The sequence below is a fragment of the Sinorhizobium sp. 22678 genome, assembly GCF_052044265.1.
Taxonomy (GTDB): Bacteria; Pseudomonadota; Alphaproteobacteria; order Rhizobiales; family Rhizobiaceae; genus Sinorhizobium; species Sinorhizobium meliloti_A.
Window position 1 is genome coordinate 55,231 of record NZ_JBQEMS010000026.1, and the last position, 19,297, is coordinate 74,527.

Here is a 19,297-nt window from a genome sequence, read left to right on the forward strand (position 1 = left end):
CCGCACCGATGTGGAATTGGAGTCTAACGCATCGACTTAAATGCGGCCCGCAGTTCCTCGGCAAACAGCTGCGGCTGTTCCCAGGCAGCGAAATGGCCACCCTTTTCGACCTGGTTGTAGTAGACCAGAGACGGGTATGCCTGCTTGCTCCAGCTTTCCGGTGCCTTGTAGATTTCCTTCGGGAACACCGTGATTGCCACGGGCACCTTGATGTCTTTGGTCTTCTGGGCGTCGGAGCTGAAGTTGTTGTTGTTGTTCTCCCAGTAGAAGCGCGACGACGATGCACCGACGTTCGTCAGCCAATAGAGGGTGATGTCGTTGAGCATCTCGTCCCGGGAGAGGACATTTTCAGGCACGCCGTTGCTGTCGCTCCATTGAACGAATTTCTCATAAATCCACGCCGCTAGACCGGATGGCGAGTCCGCTAGCGAGTAGCCGATGGTCTGCGGGCGGGTCACCATCATTGCGCCATAGGCGGCGTTCCTGCCGAAGAACGTGCTAAGCGACCTATAGGCTTCCCTTTCGGGCTGCGATAAGCTCACCGGTGCCGGATCGCCTGCATTGATGCCCCTCATCAGCTCCCCTGGAACAGTCGCGGGCATGTTGAGGTGAATGCCGAGCAAGCCCTTCGGAGCTTGCCGCGCCAGCGCATCAGAGATCACCGAACCGTGGTCGCCACCTTGGGAAACATAGGTCGAATATCCCAGACGTTTCATGAGCACGTCCCAAGCTTTCGCGACCCGCTCCGGTCCCCATCCGAGTTCGGTAGGCTTGCCGGAGAATCCATGACCGGGAATCGACGGGATCACGACGTCGAACGCATCTTCCGCGCGACCACCGTAGGCGGTTGGATCGGTAAGTGGACCAATCGTCTTGATGAACTCGAACTGCGATCCCGGCCAGCCGTGCGTTAAAATGACGGGGAGGGCGTTTGGGTGACGCGACCGGGCGTGGATGAACTGGATATCGACCCCGTCAATCGTGGTAATGAATTCCGGCAGGGCATTCAGTTCCTGCTCGGCCTTACGCCAATCATACTCGCTTCCCCAGTAGCGAATCAGTTCCTGAATACGTTGGAGCTGGATGCCCTGGGAGATATCGCCGACAGTCTCCTTATCCGGCCAACGCGTGTTCGCGATCCGCTTGCGAAGATCGTCGAGCTGAGACTGCGGGACATGAATTTGAAACGGGCGAATGCTTTCATCCGCCTGCTGGTTCTTGGAACTGACTAAGGTGGTTTCAGCGGCACTTGCCTCTCGCAGGGCTGTGACCGGCAGCAGCATCATGGACCCAATAGCAAGCGCGATGGCGCGGTCAGCAATATGATTCCGGCGGGACAATGTGTCGATAGCAGTCATGTGGCCTCTCCTTGTCTGTGTCGATTGACAACAATCAGTGCGGAGCGGGATCTACGAACCTGACGTATCTGCCCTGTTTCGGGATTTTATGCAGTTGTATCAAAGCGTTTACTGAGCGGCTTTGACACGATTCCATACGAAGAATTCCGGAGTTAAAGCGGCGCGTCGCCCGAATGGGGGCTGTCGATAACCCCGAGCAAAGGTGTTCACCATCAACTAAGACCTTGCAGTTGAAGACGCCGCATCCGGATCGGGCGTGTCCTGCTAGATGGCTTTTCGCATAATGCCGAACAGCGTTACCATCGAGATTCTTTCAGCACCGTCCGGGCCGGAATCGGTTGATTAGGCCATTCTTTGTTGCGTTTTCGCCGCATTATTACTACGCAAAATCAACTACTTATTCTACAATTGTTAATGTACGAGTCTCACCGGCTGACAAGGAATATAGAGTCGCCCGCCTACTTCCTGCTCTTGGTCCTCGCCGACACCAGCACATTCAAGAAGCTCCGGCCCGCCAACTATCGCGCTTAAATCGCTGGCCACCGTAATGAAGCAGCTTAAAGGAGACATCCGCGACAAAGCTTCGATCCCGTCCTCGACTCGTGCGCAAGCTTCAAGAAGCGCTTGGCGATCAGCTCTGCGTTGCATTGGATGATCCGAGCGTCACCGAGATCATGCTGAATCCGGACGGAAAACTGTTCATTGAACGCTTGGCCACGGCGTCGCACCGGCAGGCGAGATGTCGTCGGCTGCTTGACGGACATCACCTGCTACTGCACTTTAATTACAGACCCATAACGGCAACCCTCTTTTGATGGTGACCAATGGCGGCTGACTACATCATAGGACCGAACACAGAGAATCCACGGCTGACGCGATCTGTCATGGGCGTGGACCATCTTGGCGAAAAGCTCGAACTTTCGGTTATCGAGGAGCGGCCCCTCACCATCTTCCTCAACTCGCAGGAGATCGTCACGGCTATGACGATCGGCGACTACCCGGAATACCTCGCGCTCGGGTTCCTTCGTAATCAGGGGATGCTAGATCCTGCAGAAACAGTTACCGATGTTGAATATGATGAGGAACTTGACGTGGTTGTCGTCCGGACCGAGAGCCGCACGACGTACGAAGAAAAGGTCAAGAAGAAGACCCGCACGAGTGGCTGTGCTGTAGGTACGGTGTTTGGCGATATGATGGAGGGCCTGGTGGGGCTGACCTTGCCGGCCGCGCCAATGCGGACGTCGTGGCTCTACACGCTGGCCCGCACGATCAACACTACGCCGAGTCTGTATCTTGAAGCTGGCGCGATCCATGGAACGGTGCTGTGCAAGGAGGACCGACCGCTGGTCTATATGGAAGATGTCGGTCGTCACAACGCGGTCGACAAGATCGCCGGCTGGATGCTCTTCGAGAAAGTGGGAGCTGAAGACAAGATTCTCTACACCACCGGACGGCTTACGTCCGAAATGGTTATCAAGACCGCCATGATGGGGATTCCGGTGCTCGCGTCGCGCTCAGGCTTCACGGCCTGGGGCGTGGAGATTGCGCGCCAGGTAGGGCTGACACTGATTGGACGCATGCGCGGTAAACGCTTCGTCTGTTTAACGGGAGAGGAGAGGCTGATCTGGGATGCTGATCCCGAAACCGTACCTGAGGATGAGAAACATCACCGCCGCAAAGGCGCACTAATTGACTAAAATTATGGGTGTCATACTGGCCGGAGGCCGTTCCACTCGTATGGGTGGCGGCGACAAGGGCTTGCTGCGGCTCGGCGATGTAACGCTGCTCGGTCATGTACATGCACGGTTTGCTCCGCAATGCGCGGAGCTTGCGATCAACGCCAATGGGGATCCAGCGCGCTTTTCAGATTTCGGGCTTCCTGTGCTTGCCGATACGCTGCCGGATTATCTTGGGCCCCTGGCGGGTGTTCTCGCGGGCCTCGAGTGGGCGGCCGAAGAGGGCGCGGATGCGATCGTGACTGCGGCGGCCGATACGCCTTTCCTCCCCCGTGACCTAGTGGCCAGGCTCAGCGACGCGGCGGCACAGAAGAAGGTTCCAATAGCGCTGGCCGCCTCTCCCGACGAGGCGGGATCGCTGCGCCACCATCCCACCTTCGGTCTGTGGCCTGTCGCCTTGCGCGAGGACCTGCACGCCGAACTTTCCGGTGGGCTTCGCAAGATCATGCTGTGGGCCGAACGGCATGGCACCGCGACTGCGCTGTTTGCGTCGACGCCGTTCGATCCGTTCTTCAATGTCAACACGCCGCAGGACATGGCACGCGCCAATGCCATTCTGCACGGAGTTTCGACATGACCTTCTACGACGCGGCTGACTGTACCAGCACCCGAAAGACCGGGACCGTCAATGTCGTTTTGCGCTGGGCTTGCTGATGTCCACGACGCCTCTTACGCCGCCACGCTTGAAGAACGATTGTTTCGCCCTGCCGGCGGGCGTCGATTGGACTCCCGTGGATACAGCGCTCGGCCTGCTACGGACAAATCTCTCTCCTGTCGTGGATACAGAGGAACTGGACGTTTCTGATGCGCTCGGCCACGTCCTGGCGTACCCTGCAGTTGCACGCCGCTCCAATCCGCCTGCCGCCAACTCGGCCGTCGATGGATACGGTTTTGCTCATGCGGCTACCGGCGAGGGACTCCAGACGCTGCCGCTGATCGAAGGCCGTGCGGCGGCGGGTGTGCCATTTTCAGGACGCGTGCCCGAGGGAATGGCGATCCGCATCCTGACCGGGGCGATTCTGCCCGCAGGAGTCGACACTGTGGTGCTGGAGGAGGATACCGCCGGCGATGGCCACCGCATAGCCTTCCACGGTCCGATCAAGATGCGCTCCAATACCCGTAGGGCCGGCGAGGACGTGATCGCCGGTGATGTCGCATTGCCGGCCGGGCATCGCCTGCGCGCCCCAGATCTGGCGCTGTTGTCCGCGGTTGGGACGACAAGGGTTTCGGTTTTCCGTCCCCTGCGCTTGGGTGTGCTGTCCACCGGTGACGAGATCGTCGCCGATTCTGGCGGAGCCCTTCTGGAAGTCGGCCGCATCTATGACGCCAACCGGCCGATGCTTCTAGCAATGGCGCGGCGCTGGAACCATGTGCCTGTAGACCTTGGTCATGTCGGCGACGACCGAACAGCACTGGCCGCCCGGCTTGACCGAGGGGCAAATGAGGCAGATGTGATCTTCACCTCCGGCGGGGCCTCGGCGGGAGACGAAGATCACGTCTCGGCGCTGTTACGCGAGGCCGGCGTGATGCAAAGCTGGCGTATCGCCGTCAAGCCGGGCCGGCCGTTGGCGCTCGGTTTGTGGAGGGGTGTTCCGGTGTTCGGCCTGCCGGGAAATCCGGTCGCGGCCTTCGTCTGCACTCTTATATTCGGCCGCCCGGCCCTCTCCGTGTTGGCCGGCGAGGGATGGGAGGAGCCCGTGGGCTTCACGGTTCCGGCAGCCTTCGAAAAGAACAAGCGCGCAGGCCGGCGCGAGTACTTGCGGGCGCGGTTGACGCCGGAAGGCCACGCTGAGGTTTTCCGGTCGGAAGGTTCGGGGCGGATCAGCGGGCTTTCCTGGGCCACCGGACTGGTCGAACTTGCCGATGGCGCCCGCCGGATCGCACCGGGCGATCCCGTTCGTTTCCTCCCCTACGGCTCCTTTGAATTGTAGTCCGTCGCAACGGACAAAGCTACCGCGGGGGCTCGCAGTGCCGAGGATGGAACACAAAGCCGGCGCCTGCGGTTACCGTTCAACTTGCAAGTTGAGCGATGATCCCGCATGCTAAGCAGGAATTTCCATAGTCGCTGCCTGATCAACAAGACAAGGAGCTGGCGATGAGAGAAATCATTCTCGCGGGAGCGTTCGCACTCTCAACTTCGACTTGCCTGGCGCAGACTGCGACGCAACCGGCGCCAGCATCTCCCCAATCTGCCTCGCCGATGCAGGCGGCTGCCCCGCCACAAGGCGGCCCGGCCAACCTCTGTCAGGAGCTTCTCGGCTTCATGAAGGCTCCCCCTCCAGAGGCGCCTCAAGCTGCCGATGCGAAGAAACCGGCCGCGACGGCCGATCAACAGGCAAAGCCTCAGCAGCCCGCCTCGAACCAGCAAGGCTCGGCCGGCTTGGCCGGCACGGCCGCCACCGGCAAAGACCCCTCGGGGGGTGGCGGGAGCAATTCGGCGCAGGCTGTTACCGGACAGGACGGCGTCGCAACCGATGCACCCGACCCCGGCAAGGGTAAAGCGGATGCCGGATCGGTCGCAAACGCGCCGCAGAAAGAGTCCCGGGCAGCGCCGCTCCCGCCCGCGGACGTGACGAGCACGCCCAAGGAATCCGTGCTGAGCATGGAAGCGGCCCAGCAGCTCGCCGACGCAAACGATATCGCGCAATGCCAGAAGACGGCTCGTGAGATGCGCGTTGCCGGCGTTGCCATGCCACCGCCTCTGATTGCATTGGCAGCATTGGACATCCGGTATCAGCAGAATTCAGGCGCAGTACAGGGGCCCTCCGGGACTGGCGGCCCGGAACAGAACGATTAGCTGCGGGAACTGTGCCCACAAGAATCGCCCGTGGCACCCTGGTCGAGGCTGCATCGAGTGGCAACGGAAGCGAAGGAGTCCGGAATGGGGATCATCGTGACGGGAGTAGTCGTAGTAGGAGCGATCGCGTTTGGTACCGGCTATTATGTCTTGAACTTACAGCCAGCGGAGCCTGCTTGGGAGGTCTACAGTACCGACGGCGCCCGCGTAGGGGATCCAGGTCACAACCTCGTCGGAAAGAACTGGTCGGGCGAACCGGGCAACATCTCTACGGACGGCGAGAAGACATCTTCCTAGGAAGGCCCCGAGCGTTCTTTCAGATGCGCCGGTGACGTGCAAACCCCTGATCGAGCATCCGAACGGTCCCAAATTGCGCTTTCTGCCCTCGGATGCCTCGCCTTTTAGCAATACAGAGACCGCGTTTCACGACGCTCTGCCGGAGTGTTTCGCGGCACGGGCGGCGCAACTCTGCAACCGCGCGATGCGCAGATCGCCATTCGTGCCGAAGACGGCTGGTCTATTCCGCCGGCTCAGCGGCAGTATGCGGCGGTGTCCGAGCACCGGTCTTGCCTTGCTGCTCTTCCACCCAGGCGCTGTGATGTTCCTTGGCCCAGTTTAGGTCCACCGAGCCAGAGCCCATCGCCTGATAGGCACCTTCCATACCGAGCGTGCCGATATAGATGTGTCCAATGATCACCGCGATCATGATGAGGCCTACGATGGCATGGACATATTGGGCCGTCTGCATGCCGTTGACGTCAGTGAAGGAAAACGGAAACATCATGAAGATGCCTGAGACCGACAACGCAGTCCCCCCCGCCACGACAGACCAGAAGATGAGTTTCTGCCCGGTGTTGAAACGTCCCGCCGGTACATGCGTTCGGTTCGACCGATCGAAGAACCCACCGGCGGATTTCAGCCAGTTTGCGTCGTAGCGGTCCGGGAGATTGTGCCGGATCCACGTCAACAGCATCAATACGACGCCGAGCATGAACGCCCAGGATACGAAATGATGTGCGTACTTGGCCCAGATCGACCAGGTCGAAAACGCCTCCGGCCCGATCATCGGCATCAACAGGCGTTTTCCAAAGATCAAGTTCAGACCAGTGATCGCAAGGACGATGAAGGCCGTTGCGGTTGTCCAATGGAGCAGGCGTTCCAGCGCGTTGAACCGGAGAATTTTCTGACCTGACTCCCCGGCCTGTGTTCGAATACGGCCCCGGATGAAATAAAACAGCGCGATTGAGAGCAGTGTGCCGATGATGATGAACGCACCGACCCAGGGCAGAGCAGTCCGCTCGAAGGTTTGATAGTCCCGGCCCTGAGGCTGTTGCAGCGTCGTGGCCTTGCGGTCGGGTATCGTGACCCGACCCTGAATCTTGCCGAGCTCATCGAGAAGCTGTTGTTCGCTCACCCCTTGCGCACCGGGGTTGGAGACCGCTGGGCGCTCCTGCGCCCCGGTCGGGGCCATCGACAGGACGAAAGCCAGTATGAATGCCGCAACCGCCGCCGAAATCAGTCGATAAAGGCTCCAGATCCGCATTTGCTCCACCTCCCAACTTGCATTCACTGCGGCCAAGCACCCGCCATCACGATTTTTTCGGACATCGTACCGAAACGGAACCTGCTTCCGGCTATCCCCATGTCGACCAAAGCGCTGAAGCGTCCTTCCTGAGCGTGAAAAGCTGCATGGCGCTCTATCTATCGGTTCCAGATCATCTCATCTGCAATCGGATCACCTTATCGGCTGCGGATTCTCTAGACGTCCACTGTCTCTCGATACGCGGTCTGCCAGCCCCATGCGCCCGAGCCATAGCCTCGCTGCGTCACACGCTCCTTGTAGATCGCGGCAATGATCACTCCGTCGCCAGCCAGCAGCGATTTCGTCGAGCACATCTCCGCGCAGAGTGGCAGCTTGCCTTCCGCCAGCCGGTTGGCTCCATATTTCGCATACTCGACCTCCGTCGAGTCGGCCTCCGGTCCTGCCGCACAAAACGTGCATTTGTCCATCTTGCCGCGTGAGCCGAAATTGCCGACGCGTGGATATTGCGGCGCGCCGAACGGACAGGCGTAGAAACAGTAGCCGCAGCCGATGCACAGGTCCTTGGAATGCAGCACCACGGCATCCGCAGTGGTGTAAAAACAGTCAACGGGACAAACTGCCGCGCAGGGTGCGTCCGTACAGTGCATGCAGGCCATCGAGACGGAGCGTTCGCCCGGCTTGCCGTCATTGATGGTGACGACACGCCGCCGATTGATACCCCACGGAACGTCGTGCTCGTTCTTGCAGGCGGTAACGCAGGCATTGCACTCGATACAACGTTCGGCGTCACAAAGGAATTTCATCCGTGCCATCTTCGTTCCTCCGCTACACCGCAACGATCTGGCAAAGCGTAACCTTCGGTTCCTGCATCCCCGTTACGGGATCGTAGCCGTAGGTGGTGATACTGTTGGCGCTTTCGCCGAGAACGTAAGGGTCGGTCCCTTCGGGATAATTGGCTCGCAAGTCCTCGCCCCGGAACCAGCCGCCGAAGTGGAAGGGCATGAATGCGACACCCTTGCCGACACGCTCGGTGACCAGAGCCTTTACCTTTGCCTTCACGTCGTTCTCCGCTCCGTTGACCCAGACCCAACCTCCGTCACTGATGCCGCGCTCGGCTGCATCGTCGACGTTGATCTCGACAAACATGTCCTGCTGCAACTCGGCAAGCCACCGGTTCGAGCGGGTTTCCTCACCGCCACCCTCGTATTCGACGAGGCGTCCGGTCGTCAGAATGATCGGGAACGATTTCGCGGTGCCATTGTCCACAGCTGCCTTCTGCACACTGAAGCCGATATTGGGCAGGCGGAACTGCTTGGCGTCTGGATAGGTCGGATACTTGGCTACAAGATCCACCCTGGGCGTATAGATCGGCTCGCGGTGGATCGGCACCGGATCCGGCAAATTCCAGGCAAGCGCCCTGGCCTTGCCATTCCCGTAGGGGTGGCAGCCATGGCTGAGCGCCACGCGCTGGATGCCGCCAGACAGGTCGGTCGACCACGACACCTTGCCGATGTCGCCCATATCATCGCCGATCGTCTGGATGATGCCTAGTTCTTCCGGGGTGAGATCCCGATCCCAGCCGAGTTTCTGGAGCACGGCCATGGTGAACTCCGGATAACCGTCGGTGAGTTCGGAACCTTCCGTGTAAGAACCCTCGGCAAGAAGCGTTTCGCCGTTGCGTTCCACGCCAAAGCGGGCGCGGAATGGGCTGCCCCCGTCCATGACATGCAGGCCGGTGCTGTAGAGGTTTGCAGTTCCCGGGTGACGGAGTTCCGGTTTTCCCCAGCATGGCCAGGGCAGACCGTAGTAATCGCCGCCGACCTCCGGGTCGTCCTTCGGCGCGCGCAGGGTAAGCAGATCGAATTTGTGCTGGTTGCGCATATGCGCCTTGAGCCGCTCGGGCGACTGGCCACAATAGCCGGTCGACCAGCCGCCGCGGTTCATTTCACGCAGCACGTCCTCGGGTACCGGCCGATCACCTTCGACGGCGATGTTCTTGAACATCCATTCGGCGAGGCCAAGCTTCTGTGAGAGCAGGTACAGGACCTGATAATCGTCCTTCTGCTCGAAGCTTGGGGGGACGATCTGCTCGCCCCACTGGAGCGCGCGGTTGGAGGCGACCCGCGATCCCGAGGTTTCGAACTGTGTGCAAACCGGCAGGAGATAGGTGTTGTCCTTGCGCCCCGCCTGCACCGCGAGCGAGGCCCAGGTCGTAGGGTGAGGATCGGCCACGACAAGCAGCTCAAGTCCGGCAAGCCCCTTCATCGACTCGGGTATGCGCGTGATGCTGTTGCTGGCGTGGCCCTGTACGAACATCGACCGCATGGTGTCGGGTTGCTCGACGTCTTCCTTTGGCAGTGAAACCGAATCGAACCATCGGGTCAGCGGAATGCCCGGTGTTTCCATCAGTTCCTTGGAAGAGAACTGGCCCAACAGGTCGTCATAGGGGATCTCCCACACCCGCCCCCAATGCTTCCAGGCCCCTTCCGTCAGACCGTAGTAGAAGGGCAGGGTGACCACGTCGAGCCCGATGTCCGTCGCGCCTTGAACGTTGTCGTGGCCGCGGAATATATTTGCGCCGGTGCCCGGCTTGCCGATGTTGCCGGTAGCGAGACACAGGATGCAGCTCGCCCGCGTATTGGCGGTCCCAACAGTGTGGTGCGTCTGGCCCATGCACCAGATGATCGTCGATGGCTTCTGGGTCGCGAACGTCTCGGCGATGCGCTTCAACTGCTCGCCGGGCACGCCGGTGATCGTTTCCACCTCGTCCGGGGTGTACTTGGCGACCTCCTTTCGAACCTCATCCATTCCGTAGACGCGTTGCGCGATAAATTCCTTGTCCTCCCAGCCATTCTCGAAAATATGCCAAAGCATGCCCCAGATCAGCGCAATGTCGGTGCCGGACCTGAAGCGGACGTATTCGGTGGCGTGGGCAGCCGTGCGCGTGAAGCGCGGGTCCATGACGATGAAATTGGCGTTGTTGAGTTCCTTTCCCTCAAGCAGATGTTGCATCGCGACCGGATGCGCCTCGGCCGGATTGCCGCCAAGAACGAGCATCGTCTTGGAATTTCTGATGTCGTTGTACGAGTTGGTCATTGCGCCGTAGCCCCAGGTGTTGGCTACGCCGGCAACCGTCGTCGAATGACAGATACGGGCCTGGTGATCCTGATTGTTGGTTCCCCACAGAGCGGCGAGCTTGCGGAAGAGATAGGTGCCTTCGTTGGAGAATTTCGCCGACCCCATCCAATAGGTGGATTCCGGCCCCGACTTCTCGCGGATCTCGAGAAGCTTGTCGCCGATGCCGTTGATCGCATCCTCCCAGGTGGTACGCTCCCATTGGCCGTCGACGAGCTTCATCGGGTACTTCAGACGACGGTCGCTGTGCACGAGTTCACGTACGCTGGCGCCTTTGGCGCAATGCGAGCCGCGATTGAAGGGGCTGTCCCAGGAGGGTTCCTGCCCCGTCCACACGCCGTTCTGAACCTCCGCAGTTACGGTGCACCCGACAGAACAGTGGGTACAGATGCTCTTTTTGAGTTCAATCGGCACGCCCGGTTGGGGGGGGCTGATCGCGGCGGCCTTTTTGACTGTGCCGAGTTGGAACGAACCGAGTGCCGCCAGGCCGCCGGCGACAAGGCCGGAGCGCCGGAGGAATGTCCGCCGGTCCAAGGGGGCCGCTGCCATGCCTCCGGTCAGGGTTTGCAGATGCGTGCGGCTTGCCTGCCGATCCTTGCGCTTCGTCAGCATGGCACCCTCACTTCTGCTCAGGATAGCGATTGACGCGATAGTAGGCCTTGACGTGGTCCGTTTCGCGGTAGCGGCCCCGCATCTCCTCTTCGCCCGGGTCGTAGGCCTCAGCATCGGTGGGACAGAGCGCCGCGGCCGCGACGACGGTCGTCGTTGCGCCGCCGAATGCCTTAAGGAAGTAGCGCCGGCCCAATGCCGTTTGTCGCTCGTCTTGCATCTTGGCATCCTCCTCCTTAGTGGGCTTGGCGCCCGGGCATGCGCCTATGCGTTTTGCCGTGCCGCCATGGCGAAGGCTTCGCTGTCGATCTCGATGAAAAGCCGACCGACCGTGCCGACCGACCGGTAGAATTTGGCGGCCTTAGCGTGTTCCAGGTCGCTGAAGAAACGCCCGGCCCACGGCTCGACGTGGCGTTTGAAGAAATCCTGCTCCTCGTCGTGGGAGACGGCAAAGTGATTGCCGGCAAAGCCGCTCATCATCTCGCATATGCTGGCCAGATGATCCTCGGGTTCGCAATTGCCCTCGGCGCGCTCGATACCGAAACGGGCCATGTCTGCCCGCAGGCGCGCAAGCGGGCGCTCGTTGAGGAAGCCGGTGAGATAATAGGATGCGTAGGGAAGGAGTTCGCCGCGTCCCACGCCAATGAACAGCTCGGAATATTCGCGACAGATCGCATCGTGCGAATACGATGCTGCCGCTTGAGCAAGTGCGATGTGAGCACGGCCGAGCGGTGCATCGCTGTTGTCCTGCAAGCATGAAAGCCTGGCGAGCGATTCCCTGTCCGGCGGGGTGATCAATAGTGAGGCGAGGAGTGCGTATTCGTCCGCCCGGGCCTGGTCGATGTCATCGAGAACAGCTGTTCCTGCACCGAAGATTGAAGCATCCGCTCCATCTGGCTGTTCCCAGGCCTGATCTGAAAGCAAGTCGGGGTTCATCATACCATGACCGTGCTGCCTGAATGGGTTTCTCATAGTAACCCGATACCGAACGAATGCAACAGCCTGACCTTGACAGGTTACCACATAAGATCCCGGCAATTACCGGATCAGCGTGGCATCGCTCCGCCATGTCGGGGCCCGGAGTAAGCCCCGGGAAGCTGAGAAGGACGCATCTTGTCCGGCGAATGCGTGTGAGATTTGAATCCAACCGATGCGCTTACATTGGTTGCCGCCTCGAGAGCTGGCGCCTCTGTCGCCGGCGGCTCGTCGGTGGCTGGTTTTTCCGTCGCTAAATTCTCTGGATCCTCGACAGGAAGTGCCGCATCCGGCACGGCATCGCCGCGTTGTTCATGTGGCGGAACGGCCTCCGGTTTCGTAAGGGTGTCAACGGCGCGCGCCGCTTTTGACAGGAAGCCCACCACGGTTTCCTTTGCGTCGAGCGGACCAAACCCCCCCATCGAGCCTGGTTTGTTGAAGTCCCAGGCATATTCCGAAGGGCCGACGAAGTCGCGGATTCCGGGGTCCAGTGACCATGCCTTGCGTAACGCCGCATGCTTCAGCGCCAACGGAACGCCTTTCTTCAAGAAAGCCGCAACGTCGCTTTCGGCAGTCAGGTCTTCGAGGTGCGGGAGGGGCTCGACCACCCCAACACCCTCAAGCTCCGCTGCTTTCGCCTCTGGCTGGTTGCGCTCAGGACAGGAGGCCACCGGATCGTTATTCTCGGCGACCTCGCCCGATGCCTGGTCCAATTCAGGGGCCGCCGGCTTTTGCTCTCGCCGTGAGGCCAGCTTGCGGCGCGACCAGCGGGCAAGATGATTGTCGCTGCCGTCACTCATCCCTTGCCGTCCTGCTTTGTGAGCCACCATGAATCCGACTTGCCATGGCTTCGGGATCTGTCCGATCACGCTTGCGTTTGACGAACGCACGCTCGACATGATGAGCTTCCACGAATGCGGCAAGGCGCTCCTGTATTTCAATCGGCATCGCAACGGCTTCGATAATGTCTGTGTTGGTTTCCGTCAGAGCTTCGGCCTCAGCCGGATCCGCTGTCACCAGATGGACTACGATCCCCGGAGCTGAATCCGTGAGTCGGAGGGCGATCCAAAGGCTAGGCCGCTGTGAACGCAGGTTCTCCCGGTACATCGCCGTATCCGTTCCGAAAAATTCAATGTCGGATGTCCCTGCATAATACCGCGTAAGTCTCGTCGTCTGTTCGAGCACCGTCCATGGTGTCGCGACCGGTGCGCCCGCGAGCGCGGCGACCGGCACCCAGGAATGATCCGCCCATGGGCTATCCAGGTCTCGCCTCTCCACGATCACACCGACTTTTTCCGTTTCCCGCACCATGACTGCGCTCCTAGGTCGCTTGCGCCGTAGCGCACAACGGCAGACCGGCAATAAGATTTTGCGGCTTCATGCGGATCATTCGATCGGGCGTCATCGCCATGATCAGCCAGATCGGTTGAGCACCCACTTGGGGCCTGACCTCGCCAATGTCGGAAAAGCGGAGCCGGAACAACGCAACGATACGCTCCGCCGTTTCGGGGTCGAGGTCCTCGCCTCGCCACAGTGCATTACCGATGCGTGTCGCCTCGGCGTCAAGGCCGACGAACCATGCCCAGTTGTCGTCTTCGATCCGCTCGACCGGTTCGATCGTTACCGTGACGGCGACCAGATGGCGGATCCAGGCTTCCATTGCGTCGGCAAGGCCGCGACGCGCGGGGCTGTGGGCGCCACCCAGACGGAGCACCATGTCAAAGGCATCGCTCCTGTCAAAATAGCTATCGGCGTTCGTCTCGTCCAGGATTTCGAGTTCGGTGACGGCTGGCCCGCCGAGCATGCTCAAGAGCGGTGAAGTGTGGCGGTTCTGCTCGTGAACTTCTATTGTTTCCGCGTCGGCAAGCAGCAGCGCTCCTTCATGGAAGCTTACCCGCTGTGGGCGATAGAACAGCTCGGCGGCGCGCAACACCGCGGGCTCGGTCTCGCCGTCGAGCGCATTGCGCAGCACGACCTGCGCGAGCTGGTTCATGAACAGCGGAGGCGTGTCGGCTGCCGAACCGAGCGCCAGTTGCAGATAAGCGGCCTCAAGCGAGCGCGTGGCAAGAAGCCGGTCGCGGAAGGAGATCATGAACGCCCAGTTTTCGCGAGCATCCGGGTCGCCCATGACGGCGATCTCGTCCAGAGTGACCGGACGGCGCGGATGATGCATCAGAAGCTCATGGTGCAGACGCAATTCTACCTCACACGCCCCTTCCGGCGGAAGCAGTTCGGGGCGAGCGAGATAAGCCTTGAGGAACGCGTCGGTCACTATAAGCCGGTCTGCCTCGTCCCGATCGAGGAGATGGTGACCCGAAGATACCCAGAAATCCTTCACGTGTGCCTTCCCGCCAACGTCCGGATATCGAGCTCTTCCATCCGGTCGTTTTCCTCGTCAATCTCTATAGCGTTGAAGGCCGTTGCCATATCCAGTCGACCCACCTTCGGGTGAAGGGTACGGAACGCCTCCCGGATCCCAGTCTGCTCGCTGGCGCGGTGGAGGGCAAGTATGGTGTTTGGCGGGTGATCGCAAAGCGATTGCGCAAACGCGATTTCTTCTTCGGCGGCCGGCCGCGCTGTTTCAAGATCGGGGGCGCCGCAATGCGCGACCAACTGTTCGGCCAGGCGTTCAACGGCCGCAGCGCGTTCTTCCGCCTTCACCTCCGTCACGACAACGAGGGTGGACCAGCCAAAACTTTCGATGCCCAGGAAGCCGGCTCGAAAAGCCTGGCGTTTCTTGCCGGCGAGGGTTTCGGGGTCGATGCCGAAGAAAAGGAATGTGCCCGATACTGCCCATTCGCCGGGCTCGGCGGCGCGCGAATAGACGAACGTATCGGACGGATCGAGGCGAATGGTGCGCGGCAGGTTCAAAGCCATGGCATTCCCGTTGCGGGATCGAGCCAGGAACAGGATGCAAGCGCCTGCGCCAGGCTCCGCCTCGTGAGGGAAGTCTGGCCGGGTTCGGCCTGAACCAGCAGATCCCCGTTGTCGGCGATCCGTCCATTGTGGCCTCCGGGCGACACGCGGTCCAGCCATCGCCTGGCCAACCGCGCAAAGCCGGTCTCGTGCCATTCGTCCAAGCCGACCATCAGGTGACGTGAAAAGCTGGCGATGATCTCGCCGGTATTGACGGCTTCGAAACCCACTTCGTCCAGTGCGCCGAACAGCGGCCGCAGACCCGGTTCGTGGACGCGCACGATCGTGGTGCGGATCATTGTCGAGAAGATAAGCCAGGCCGGCGTCTCGGTCTCGCCGGTTCCCGCCGGCCAGCTCAGTTGTCCGCCGCCGACCAAGACCCCGTCGACACGGATCGCGTCTGGCCAGTCGAAGGTGATGGGTCGTGACGGGGGCGCATGTGTGGCAAGCGCATCGGCCAGTGCATTCATCCCAGCATAGATGGCCAGGCGTGCATGCACGAGCGGCATTTCCGGTTCCAGCACGACGGCGAACTCTGCCAGATCGTCACGGCGTGCCCAGACCAGCGTCCCTGCTCCCCATTCGGCGGCAATGGCGCGAGCGTGTGCAAAAGCGTCGCCGGTCTCGCGCATCATGACGAGGTTGTAGGGCGGGGGCAGTTCGATGGCGTGGTCCATCACCGAAGCGTGCTGAAACATGATGCCGGTCCCATTTCTGATGACGGCGAGCCTAATGTCTTTATAATGCATCCGAAGTGGAGGCGCCACCGTTGTTGGGCGGTGCCGTGATGCGGGGGGAGAAGAGCATGATCCCAGACAGACCACGCACCGTCTTTGTTTGTTCCTGTGAACGCAGCATGCCGGACTTTGGCCAGAGTGTCGCCCGTGGATGCTCAAGCGACCAAATCCAATCTGGAAATCAACTCTGCGGCGCCGAACTTGACCGCGTCCGCAACGCATTGAATGGAGGCGACGACATCACGATAGCCTGCACACAGCAGGAACGGCTTTTCCGTGAAGTCGCGCAGGAACGTGACTTTGCGGGCGAACTCGCTTTCGTCAACATCCGCGAGACGTCAGGCTGGTCGGCACAAGGGGCATCCGCCGGGCCGAAAGCCGCGGCACTCGTGGCGATGGCGGCGGAAACGGTCACTTCGCCGACCCGCGTTACGCTCGCGAGCAACGGCGTGGTGCTCGTCTATGGCCGAAACGAAGCGGCGATCGAGGCTGGACGGCAGCTTGCCGACGAGATGAACGTCACGGTTCTTTTGACGCGGCCGGACGATGTCACGCCCCATCGCGTCTGGGATTTCCCCGTTGTGCAGGGCACGATCCGCAACGCGCGCGGTCATCTCGGCGCGTTTGAACTGACGATCGACGATTTCGCGATGCCATCGCCATCGTCGCGCAAGCGTCTGCGTTTTGGCGCGCCGCGGGATGGCGCACTATCGAATGCCGATATAGTTCTTGACCTTTCCGGCGGCGCTCCCCTGTTTCCTGCCCATGAATTGCGGGCAGGTTATCTGAGAGCGGATCCGGCCGACCGCGCGGGCCTTGCTGCCGCGATCGCCAAGGCAGCCGGCCTTGTGGGGGAATTCGAAAAACCTCTCTACATCAATTTTTCCGCAGATCTTTGCGCCCATTCGCGTTCGCGCATCACCGGATGCACGCGCTGCATCAACCTTTGTCCTACGGGTGCGATTGCACCCGCTGGCGACCATGTCGCGATCGACGCTGATGTCTGCGCCGGCTGCGGCAGTTGCGCGGCCGCCTGTCCGACCGGTGCCGCCGCCTATGCTTTCCCGGATGCGGCGGCCCTGCTTCGACGCCTGCGCACGCTCCTGCTCACCTATCACAGGGTAGGCGGCAGCGATCCGATCGTGCTGTTTCACGATGAAGGTCATGGAGAGCCGCTTATCGATGCGCTGGCGCGTTTCGGGCAGGGACTGCCCGCGAATGTGCTGCCGGTCGGTGTGAATGAGATAACGCAGCTGGGGGTCGAGGCGTGGACTGCACCGGCCGCCTGGGGAGCGGTGGCGATCAGGGCCCTTTCTTCGGCGAGGGGGAAACATGACCTGACCGGCCTAGCCAGAAACGTCACCATCGCCAATCTTCTTGGACAATCGCTGGGTTATGGAGCCGATCTCTGCGGCGTGATCGAAGCGGACGACCCCGATGATCTGCAAACGGTTCTCGGGCGGATGGTGCCGCAAGCGGATGCGCGAAAGCCGGTGACATTCCTGCCGGTCGGAGGCAAGCGCAGCTTGCTGAAAAGCTCGGTGATCGGCTTGTATGAGGCCGCTCCGACGCCGGTAGAGCGCACGGCATTGCCAGCGGCCGCGCCATTTGGCGGGCTCGACGTCAATGTCGATGCCTGTACGCTGTGCCTGTCATGCGTATCGGCCTGTCCGACGGGCGCGCTCTCCGACAGTGAAGAGCGGCCAGCTTTGTATTTTGCCGAGAGCGCCTGCGTGCAGTGCGGGCTCTGTGCCGCGACTTGTCCAGAAAAGGCAATCGCGTTGGTACCGCAACTGGATTTCCAGGCCTGGAATGGGCCCCGCCGGGTGATCAAACAGGAAGAACCGTTCCATTGCATTCGATGCGACACGCCATTCGGAACGAAAAGTACCGTCGAACGCATCGTTGACAAGCTGGGGGGCAAGCACTGGATGTTTTCCGGCGAGAATGCCCGACGCCTCGATGTCGTGCGGATGTGCGACAACTGTCGTGTCGAATCCGTCATGAATGAAGGGTTCGATCCTTACGAAGCGTCGGGCCGTCCCGCTCCACGGACGACGGAGGATTACTTGCGGGAGCGCGACGCAACGACAGACAAATCGGTTGAGTTTAGTCGCGGCGGGTCTCAGCCTGCAAAAAGCGGATCAGCGCTGCACGATCCTCGGGATCGTTGATCGTCTGCTCCGGCATCTTGGTCCCTGGCGTATATATGCTTGGCCCCAGTTCGAAGAGCTTCGACACCGTTTCCGGCGTCCAGACGATATCCATCCGCCGGAAAGCGGGGGAGTAGGGATAGCCGGCAAGCGACGCGATCCTGCGGCCGAAGATGCCGTGCAGCGTCGGTCCGGCGCGATTGCCGTCCTCCGGGCCGAGCGTATGGCAGGCGATGCAGGCACGGAAGACTTCGGCGTCCGGATTGCCGGCATATTCGCTCATGAGATCGGCCTGGATCGCGGCTGAGGTTCCAAGCCGCCTGCCGGTTTCAACATCCCATTCGCTTATTATGTTGTCCGCACCGCCGGCCAGCAGCGTCCGGGCACGGCGTGGAAAGGCAAGGGCCCACACCGGCGCAACGCCGGCACTGCCGAGGGTGTGAACCGGCTTCAGGGTGCGGGAGTCGAGCAACACGATGCCCTCCCTGATGGCCGAGGCGGCGATGTATTTCTCATCAGCCGTAGCCGCTAGTGCGATCAGGGGGCCGGAGGACACCCTGACCTCGGCCACAATCGCGCCGCTTCGGTCGAGCTGGCGCAATGTCCCGTCTGCGCCTGCTGCAAGCAGGCGGTCGCCCGGCATCGTCACGAGGGCGTTGAGTGGCCCCGGCATGGATATTCGCATCGGCGCAGCGTCATGTCCCGGCGGCCATAGTATGATGGCTGCGTCATAGCCCGCACTTGCAAGCGTTCCGTCGGACAGAAAGGTGACCGCGTTAACATTGCCATGGTGGCCTTTGAGTATGCGCGGCGCAGCGCCGGAAAGCGGCCACAGCCGCACGCTCGTATCCCAGGAGGCAGAAGCGAGCGTAGAGCCGTCGGGCGCGACTGCCAGTGCGACAACCGGCCCGTCATGGCCATGCAACACGGATACCGGCGCGCTGCGTCCGGCCTCCCAGATTGCGATTCGGCCGTCGGCCCCGGCGCTGGCGTAACGCCCCCGCGGCAAAGCAGCGACGGCATCGACCTGACTTTCGTGAAACAGCAGCACCTGCTGCGCCTCGCCCGTTTCAAGCGACCAGATAATCGCCTTGGTATCGAAACTGCCGGTGATCGCTGTCTGTCCGTCAGGGGCTATGGCGATTGAACGCACCGGGCCTCCATGGCCGCGCAGTTCCGCCCCATGCGCAGTCGCGCCGAAGAGGAAGGAAGCGGCTGCCACCAGGCAGCGTATAGCGAGCATCGCCTTCATTGCACCTCAAACGGATTCATGCTCGATTGGCGATGGTCTCCGTTGCAGGAACGGAAAGTGCCGGATCGACCTTACTGTTCACTCTG

The 19,297-nt window shown here is 61.1% G+C and carries 17 protein-coding genes and 1 pseudogene; 6 read left to right on the forward strand and 12 right to left on the reverse strand.

Features of this window, described 5'->3' with window-relative positions:
* Positions 1–23: 23 nt before the first annotated feature.
* Positions 24–1,286: an epoxide hydrolase family protein gene (locus ACTJKL_RS27145; protein WP_440854295.1), complete on the reverse strand. Its 1,263-nt coding sequence runs from the start codon at positions 1,284–1,286 to the stop codon at positions 24–26.
* A 674-nt stretch (positions 1,287–1,960) separates the two neighbouring features.
* Between ACTJKL_RS27145 and ACTJKL_RS27150 the strand changes: the two are divergent.
* The 5 genes and pseudogenes from ACTJKL_RS27150 to ACTJKL_RS27170 form a co-directional block, all read left to right on the forward strand.
* Positions 1,961–2,112 (forward strand): annotated as a pseudogene (locus tag ACTJKL_RS27150) (P-type conjugative transfer ATPase TrbB); the annotation flags it as partial.
* A 70-nt stretch (positions 2,113–2,182) separates the two neighbouring features.
* Positions 2,183–3,055: a formate dehydrogenase accessory sulfurtransferase FdhD gene (locus ACTJKL_RS27155; RefSeq protein ID WP_026169086.1), complete on the forward strand. Its 873-nt coding sequence runs from the start codon at positions 2,183–2,185 to the stop codon at positions 3,053–3,055.
* 4 nt (positions 3,056–3,059) lie between these two features.
* Complete coding sequence (gene mobA, locus ACTJKL_RS27160; RefSeq protein WP_440854296.1) at positions 3,060–3,671, forward strand: molybdenum cofactor guanylyltransferase MobA; 612 nt, start codon at positions 3,060–3,062, stop codon at positions 3,669–3,671.
* 76 nt (positions 3,672–3,747) lie between these two features.
* The gene (locus tag ACTJKL_RS27165; protein WP_440854274.1) at positions 3,748–5,025 is read left to right on the forward strand and encodes a molybdopterin-binding protein; all 1,278 of its coding nucleotides are present in this window, start codon (positions 3,748–3,750) and stop codon (positions 5,023–5,025) included.
* A 269-nt stretch (positions 5,026–5,294) separates the two neighbouring features.
* Positions 5,295–5,891: a hypothetical protein gene (locus tag ACTJKL_RS27170; protein WP_440854275.1), complete on the forward strand. Its 597-nt coding sequence runs from the start codon at positions 5,295–5,297 to the stop codon at positions 5,889–5,891.
* A 517-nt stretch (positions 5,892–6,408) separates the two neighbouring features.
* On the opposite strand, the gene ACTJKL_RS27175 is transcribed toward ACTJKL_RS27170, so the two are convergent.
* The 10 genes from ACTJKL_RS27175 to ACTJKL_RS27220 form a co-directional block, all read right to left on the reverse strand.
* Positions 6,409–7,434 carry a formate dehydrogenase subunit gamma gene (locus tag ACTJKL_RS27175; RefSeq protein WP_440854276.1) on the reverse strand — a complete coding sequence of 342 codons (1,026 nt, stop codon included), beginning with the start codon at positions 7,432–7,434 and terminating at the stop codon, positions 6,409–6,411.
* Between the two features lie 215 nt (positions 7,435–7,649).
* A complete protein-coding gene (gene fdh3B / locus ACTJKL_RS27180) occupies positions 7,650–8,246 on the reverse strand; it encodes a formate dehydrogenase FDH3 subunit beta (protein WP_440854277.1) in 597 nt (198 codons plus the stop codon).
* A 13-nt stretch (positions 8,247–8,259) separates the two neighbouring features.
* Entirely contained in the window at positions 8,260–11,181 is a 2,922-nt protein-coding gene (locus ACTJKL_RS27185) for a formate dehydrogenase subunit alpha (protein WP_102763935.1), read from the reverse strand.
* Between the two features lie 7 nt (positions 11,182–11,188).
* On the reverse strand, positions 11,189–11,398 hold the full coding sequence (locus tag ACTJKL_RS27190) for a formate dehydrogenase (RefSeq protein WP_018099292.1): 210 nt from the start codon (positions 11,396–11,398) through the stop codon (positions 11,189–11,191).
* A 44-nt stretch (positions 11,399–11,442) separates the two neighbouring features.
* Complete coding sequence (locus tag ACTJKL_RS27195; RefSeq protein ID WP_440854278.1) at positions 11,443–12,216, reverse strand: TorD/DmsD family molecular chaperone; 774 nt, start codon at positions 12,214–12,216, stop codon at positions 11,443–11,445.
* Positions 12,217–12,224: 8 nt separating this feature from the next.
* Entirely contained in the window at positions 12,225–12,953 is a 729-nt protein-coding gene (locus ACTJKL_RS27200) for a DUF3306 domain-containing protein (RefSeq protein ID WP_440854279.1), read from the reverse strand.
* Positions 12,946–13,464: a DUF3305 domain-containing protein gene (locus tag ACTJKL_RS27205; RefSeq protein WP_440854280.1), complete on the reverse strand. Its 519-nt coding sequence runs from the start codon at positions 13,462–13,464 to the stop codon at positions 12,946–12,948. Before ACTJKL_RS27205 ends, ACTJKL_RS27200 begins: the two co-directional genes overlap by 8 nt.
* A 10-nt stretch (positions 13,465–13,474) precedes the next feature.
* Positions 13,475–14,491 carry a DUF6352 family protein gene (locus tag ACTJKL_RS27210; RefSeq protein ID WP_440854281.1) on the reverse strand — a complete coding sequence of 339 codons (1,017 nt, stop codon included), beginning with the start codon at positions 14,489–14,491 and terminating at the stop codon, positions 13,475–13,477.
* Positions 14,488–15,030: a DUF6505 family protein gene (locus ACTJKL_RS27215; RefSeq protein WP_440854282.1), complete on the reverse strand. Its 543-nt coding sequence runs from the start codon at positions 15,028–15,030 to the stop codon at positions 14,488–14,490. Before ACTJKL_RS27215 ends, ACTJKL_RS27210 begins: the two co-directional genes overlap by 4 nt.
* Complete coding sequence (locus ACTJKL_RS27220) at positions 15,021–15,767, reverse strand: biotin/lipoate--protein ligase family protein (protein WP_440854283.1); 747 nt, start codon at positions 15,765–15,767, stop codon at positions 15,021–15,023. The genes ACTJKL_RS27215 and ACTJKL_RS27220 overlap by 10 nt, the downstream gene beginning before the upstream one ends.
* A gap of 107 nt (positions 15,768–15,874) precedes the next feature.
* Here ACTJKL_RS27220 and ACTJKL_RS27225 point away from each other — a divergent pair, with 107 nt between their 5' ends.
* Positions 15,875–17,980: a 4Fe-4S binding protein gene (locus tag ACTJKL_RS27225; protein WP_440854284.1), complete on the forward strand. Its 2,106-nt coding sequence runs from the start codon at positions 15,875–15,877 to the stop codon at positions 17,978–17,980.
* Here ACTJKL_RS27225 and ACTJKL_RS27230 read toward each other — a convergent pair.
* The gene (locus ACTJKL_RS27230) at positions 17,916–19,211 is read right to left on the reverse strand and encodes a hypothetical protein (protein WP_018099300.1); all 1,296 of its coding nucleotides are present in this window, start codon (positions 19,209–19,211) and stop codon (positions 17,916–17,918) included. The genes ACTJKL_RS27225 and ACTJKL_RS27230 overlap by 65 nt on opposite strands.
* Positions 19,212–19,297: the final 86 nt, after the last annotated feature.

Bases quoted from the DNA above. Each gene is read 5' to 3' on its own strand.
- ACTJKL_RS27205 (WP_440854280.1), bottom strand. From the start codon at position 13,464: ATGGTGCGGGAAACGGAAAAAGTCGGTGTGATCGTGGAGAGGCGAGAC.
- mobA (WP_440854296.1), top strand. From the start codon at position 3,060: ATGGGTGTCATACTGGCCGGAGGCCGTTCCACTCGTATGGGTGGCGGC.
- ACTJKL_RS27165 (WP_440854274.1), top strand. From the start codon at position 3,748: ATGTCCACGACGCCTCTTACGCCGCCACGCTTGAAGAACGATTGTTTC.
- ACTJKL_RS27190 (WP_018099292.1), bottom strand. From the start codon at position 11,398: ATGCAAGACGAGCGACAAACGGCATTGGGCCGGCGCTACTTCCTTAAG.
- ACTJKL_RS27230 (WP_018099300.1), bottom strand. From the start codon at position 19,211: ATGAAGGCGATGCTCGCTATACGCTGCCTGGTGGCAGCCGCTTCCTTC.
- ACTJKL_RS27145 (WP_440854295.1), bottom strand. From the start codon at position 1,286: ATGATGCTGCTGCCGGTCACAGCCCTGCGAGAGGCAAGTGCCGCTGAA.
- ACTJKL_RS27175 (WP_440854276.1), bottom strand. From the start codon at position 7,434: ATGCGGATCTGGAGCCTTTATCGACTGATTTCGGCGGCGGTTGCGGCA.
- fdh3B (WP_440854277.1), bottom strand. From the start codon at position 8,246: ATGGCACGGATGAAATTCCTTTGTGACGCCGAACGTTGTATCGAGTGC.
- ACTJKL_RS27200 (WP_440854279.1), bottom strand. From the start codon at position 12,953: ATGAGTGACGGCAGCGACAATCATCTTGCCCGCTGGTCGCGCCGCAAG.
- ACTJKL_RS27185 (WP_102763935.1), bottom strand. From the start codon at position 11,181: ATGCTGACGAAGCGCAAGGATCGGCAGGCAAGCCGCACGCATCTGCAA.
- ACTJKL_RS27155 (WP_026169086.1), top strand. From the start codon at position 2,183: ATGGCGGCTGACTACATCATAGGACCGAACACAGAGAATCCACGGCTG.
- ACTJKL_RS27220 (WP_440854283.1), bottom strand. From the start codon at position 15,767: ATGTTTCAGCACGCTTCGGTGATGGACCACGCCATCGAACTGCCCCCG.
- ACTJKL_RS27225 (WP_440854284.1), top strand. From the start codon at position 15,875: ATGATCCCAGACAGACCACGCACCGTCTTTGTTTGTTCCTGTGAACGC.
- ACTJKL_RS27215 (WP_440854282.1), bottom strand. From the start codon at position 15,030: ATGGCTTTGAACCTGCCGCGCACCATTCGCCTCGATCCGTCCGATACG.
- ACTJKL_RS27170 (WP_440854275.1), top strand. From the start codon at position 5,295: ATGCAGGCGGCTGCCCCGCCACAAGGCGGCCCGGCCAACCTCTGTCAG.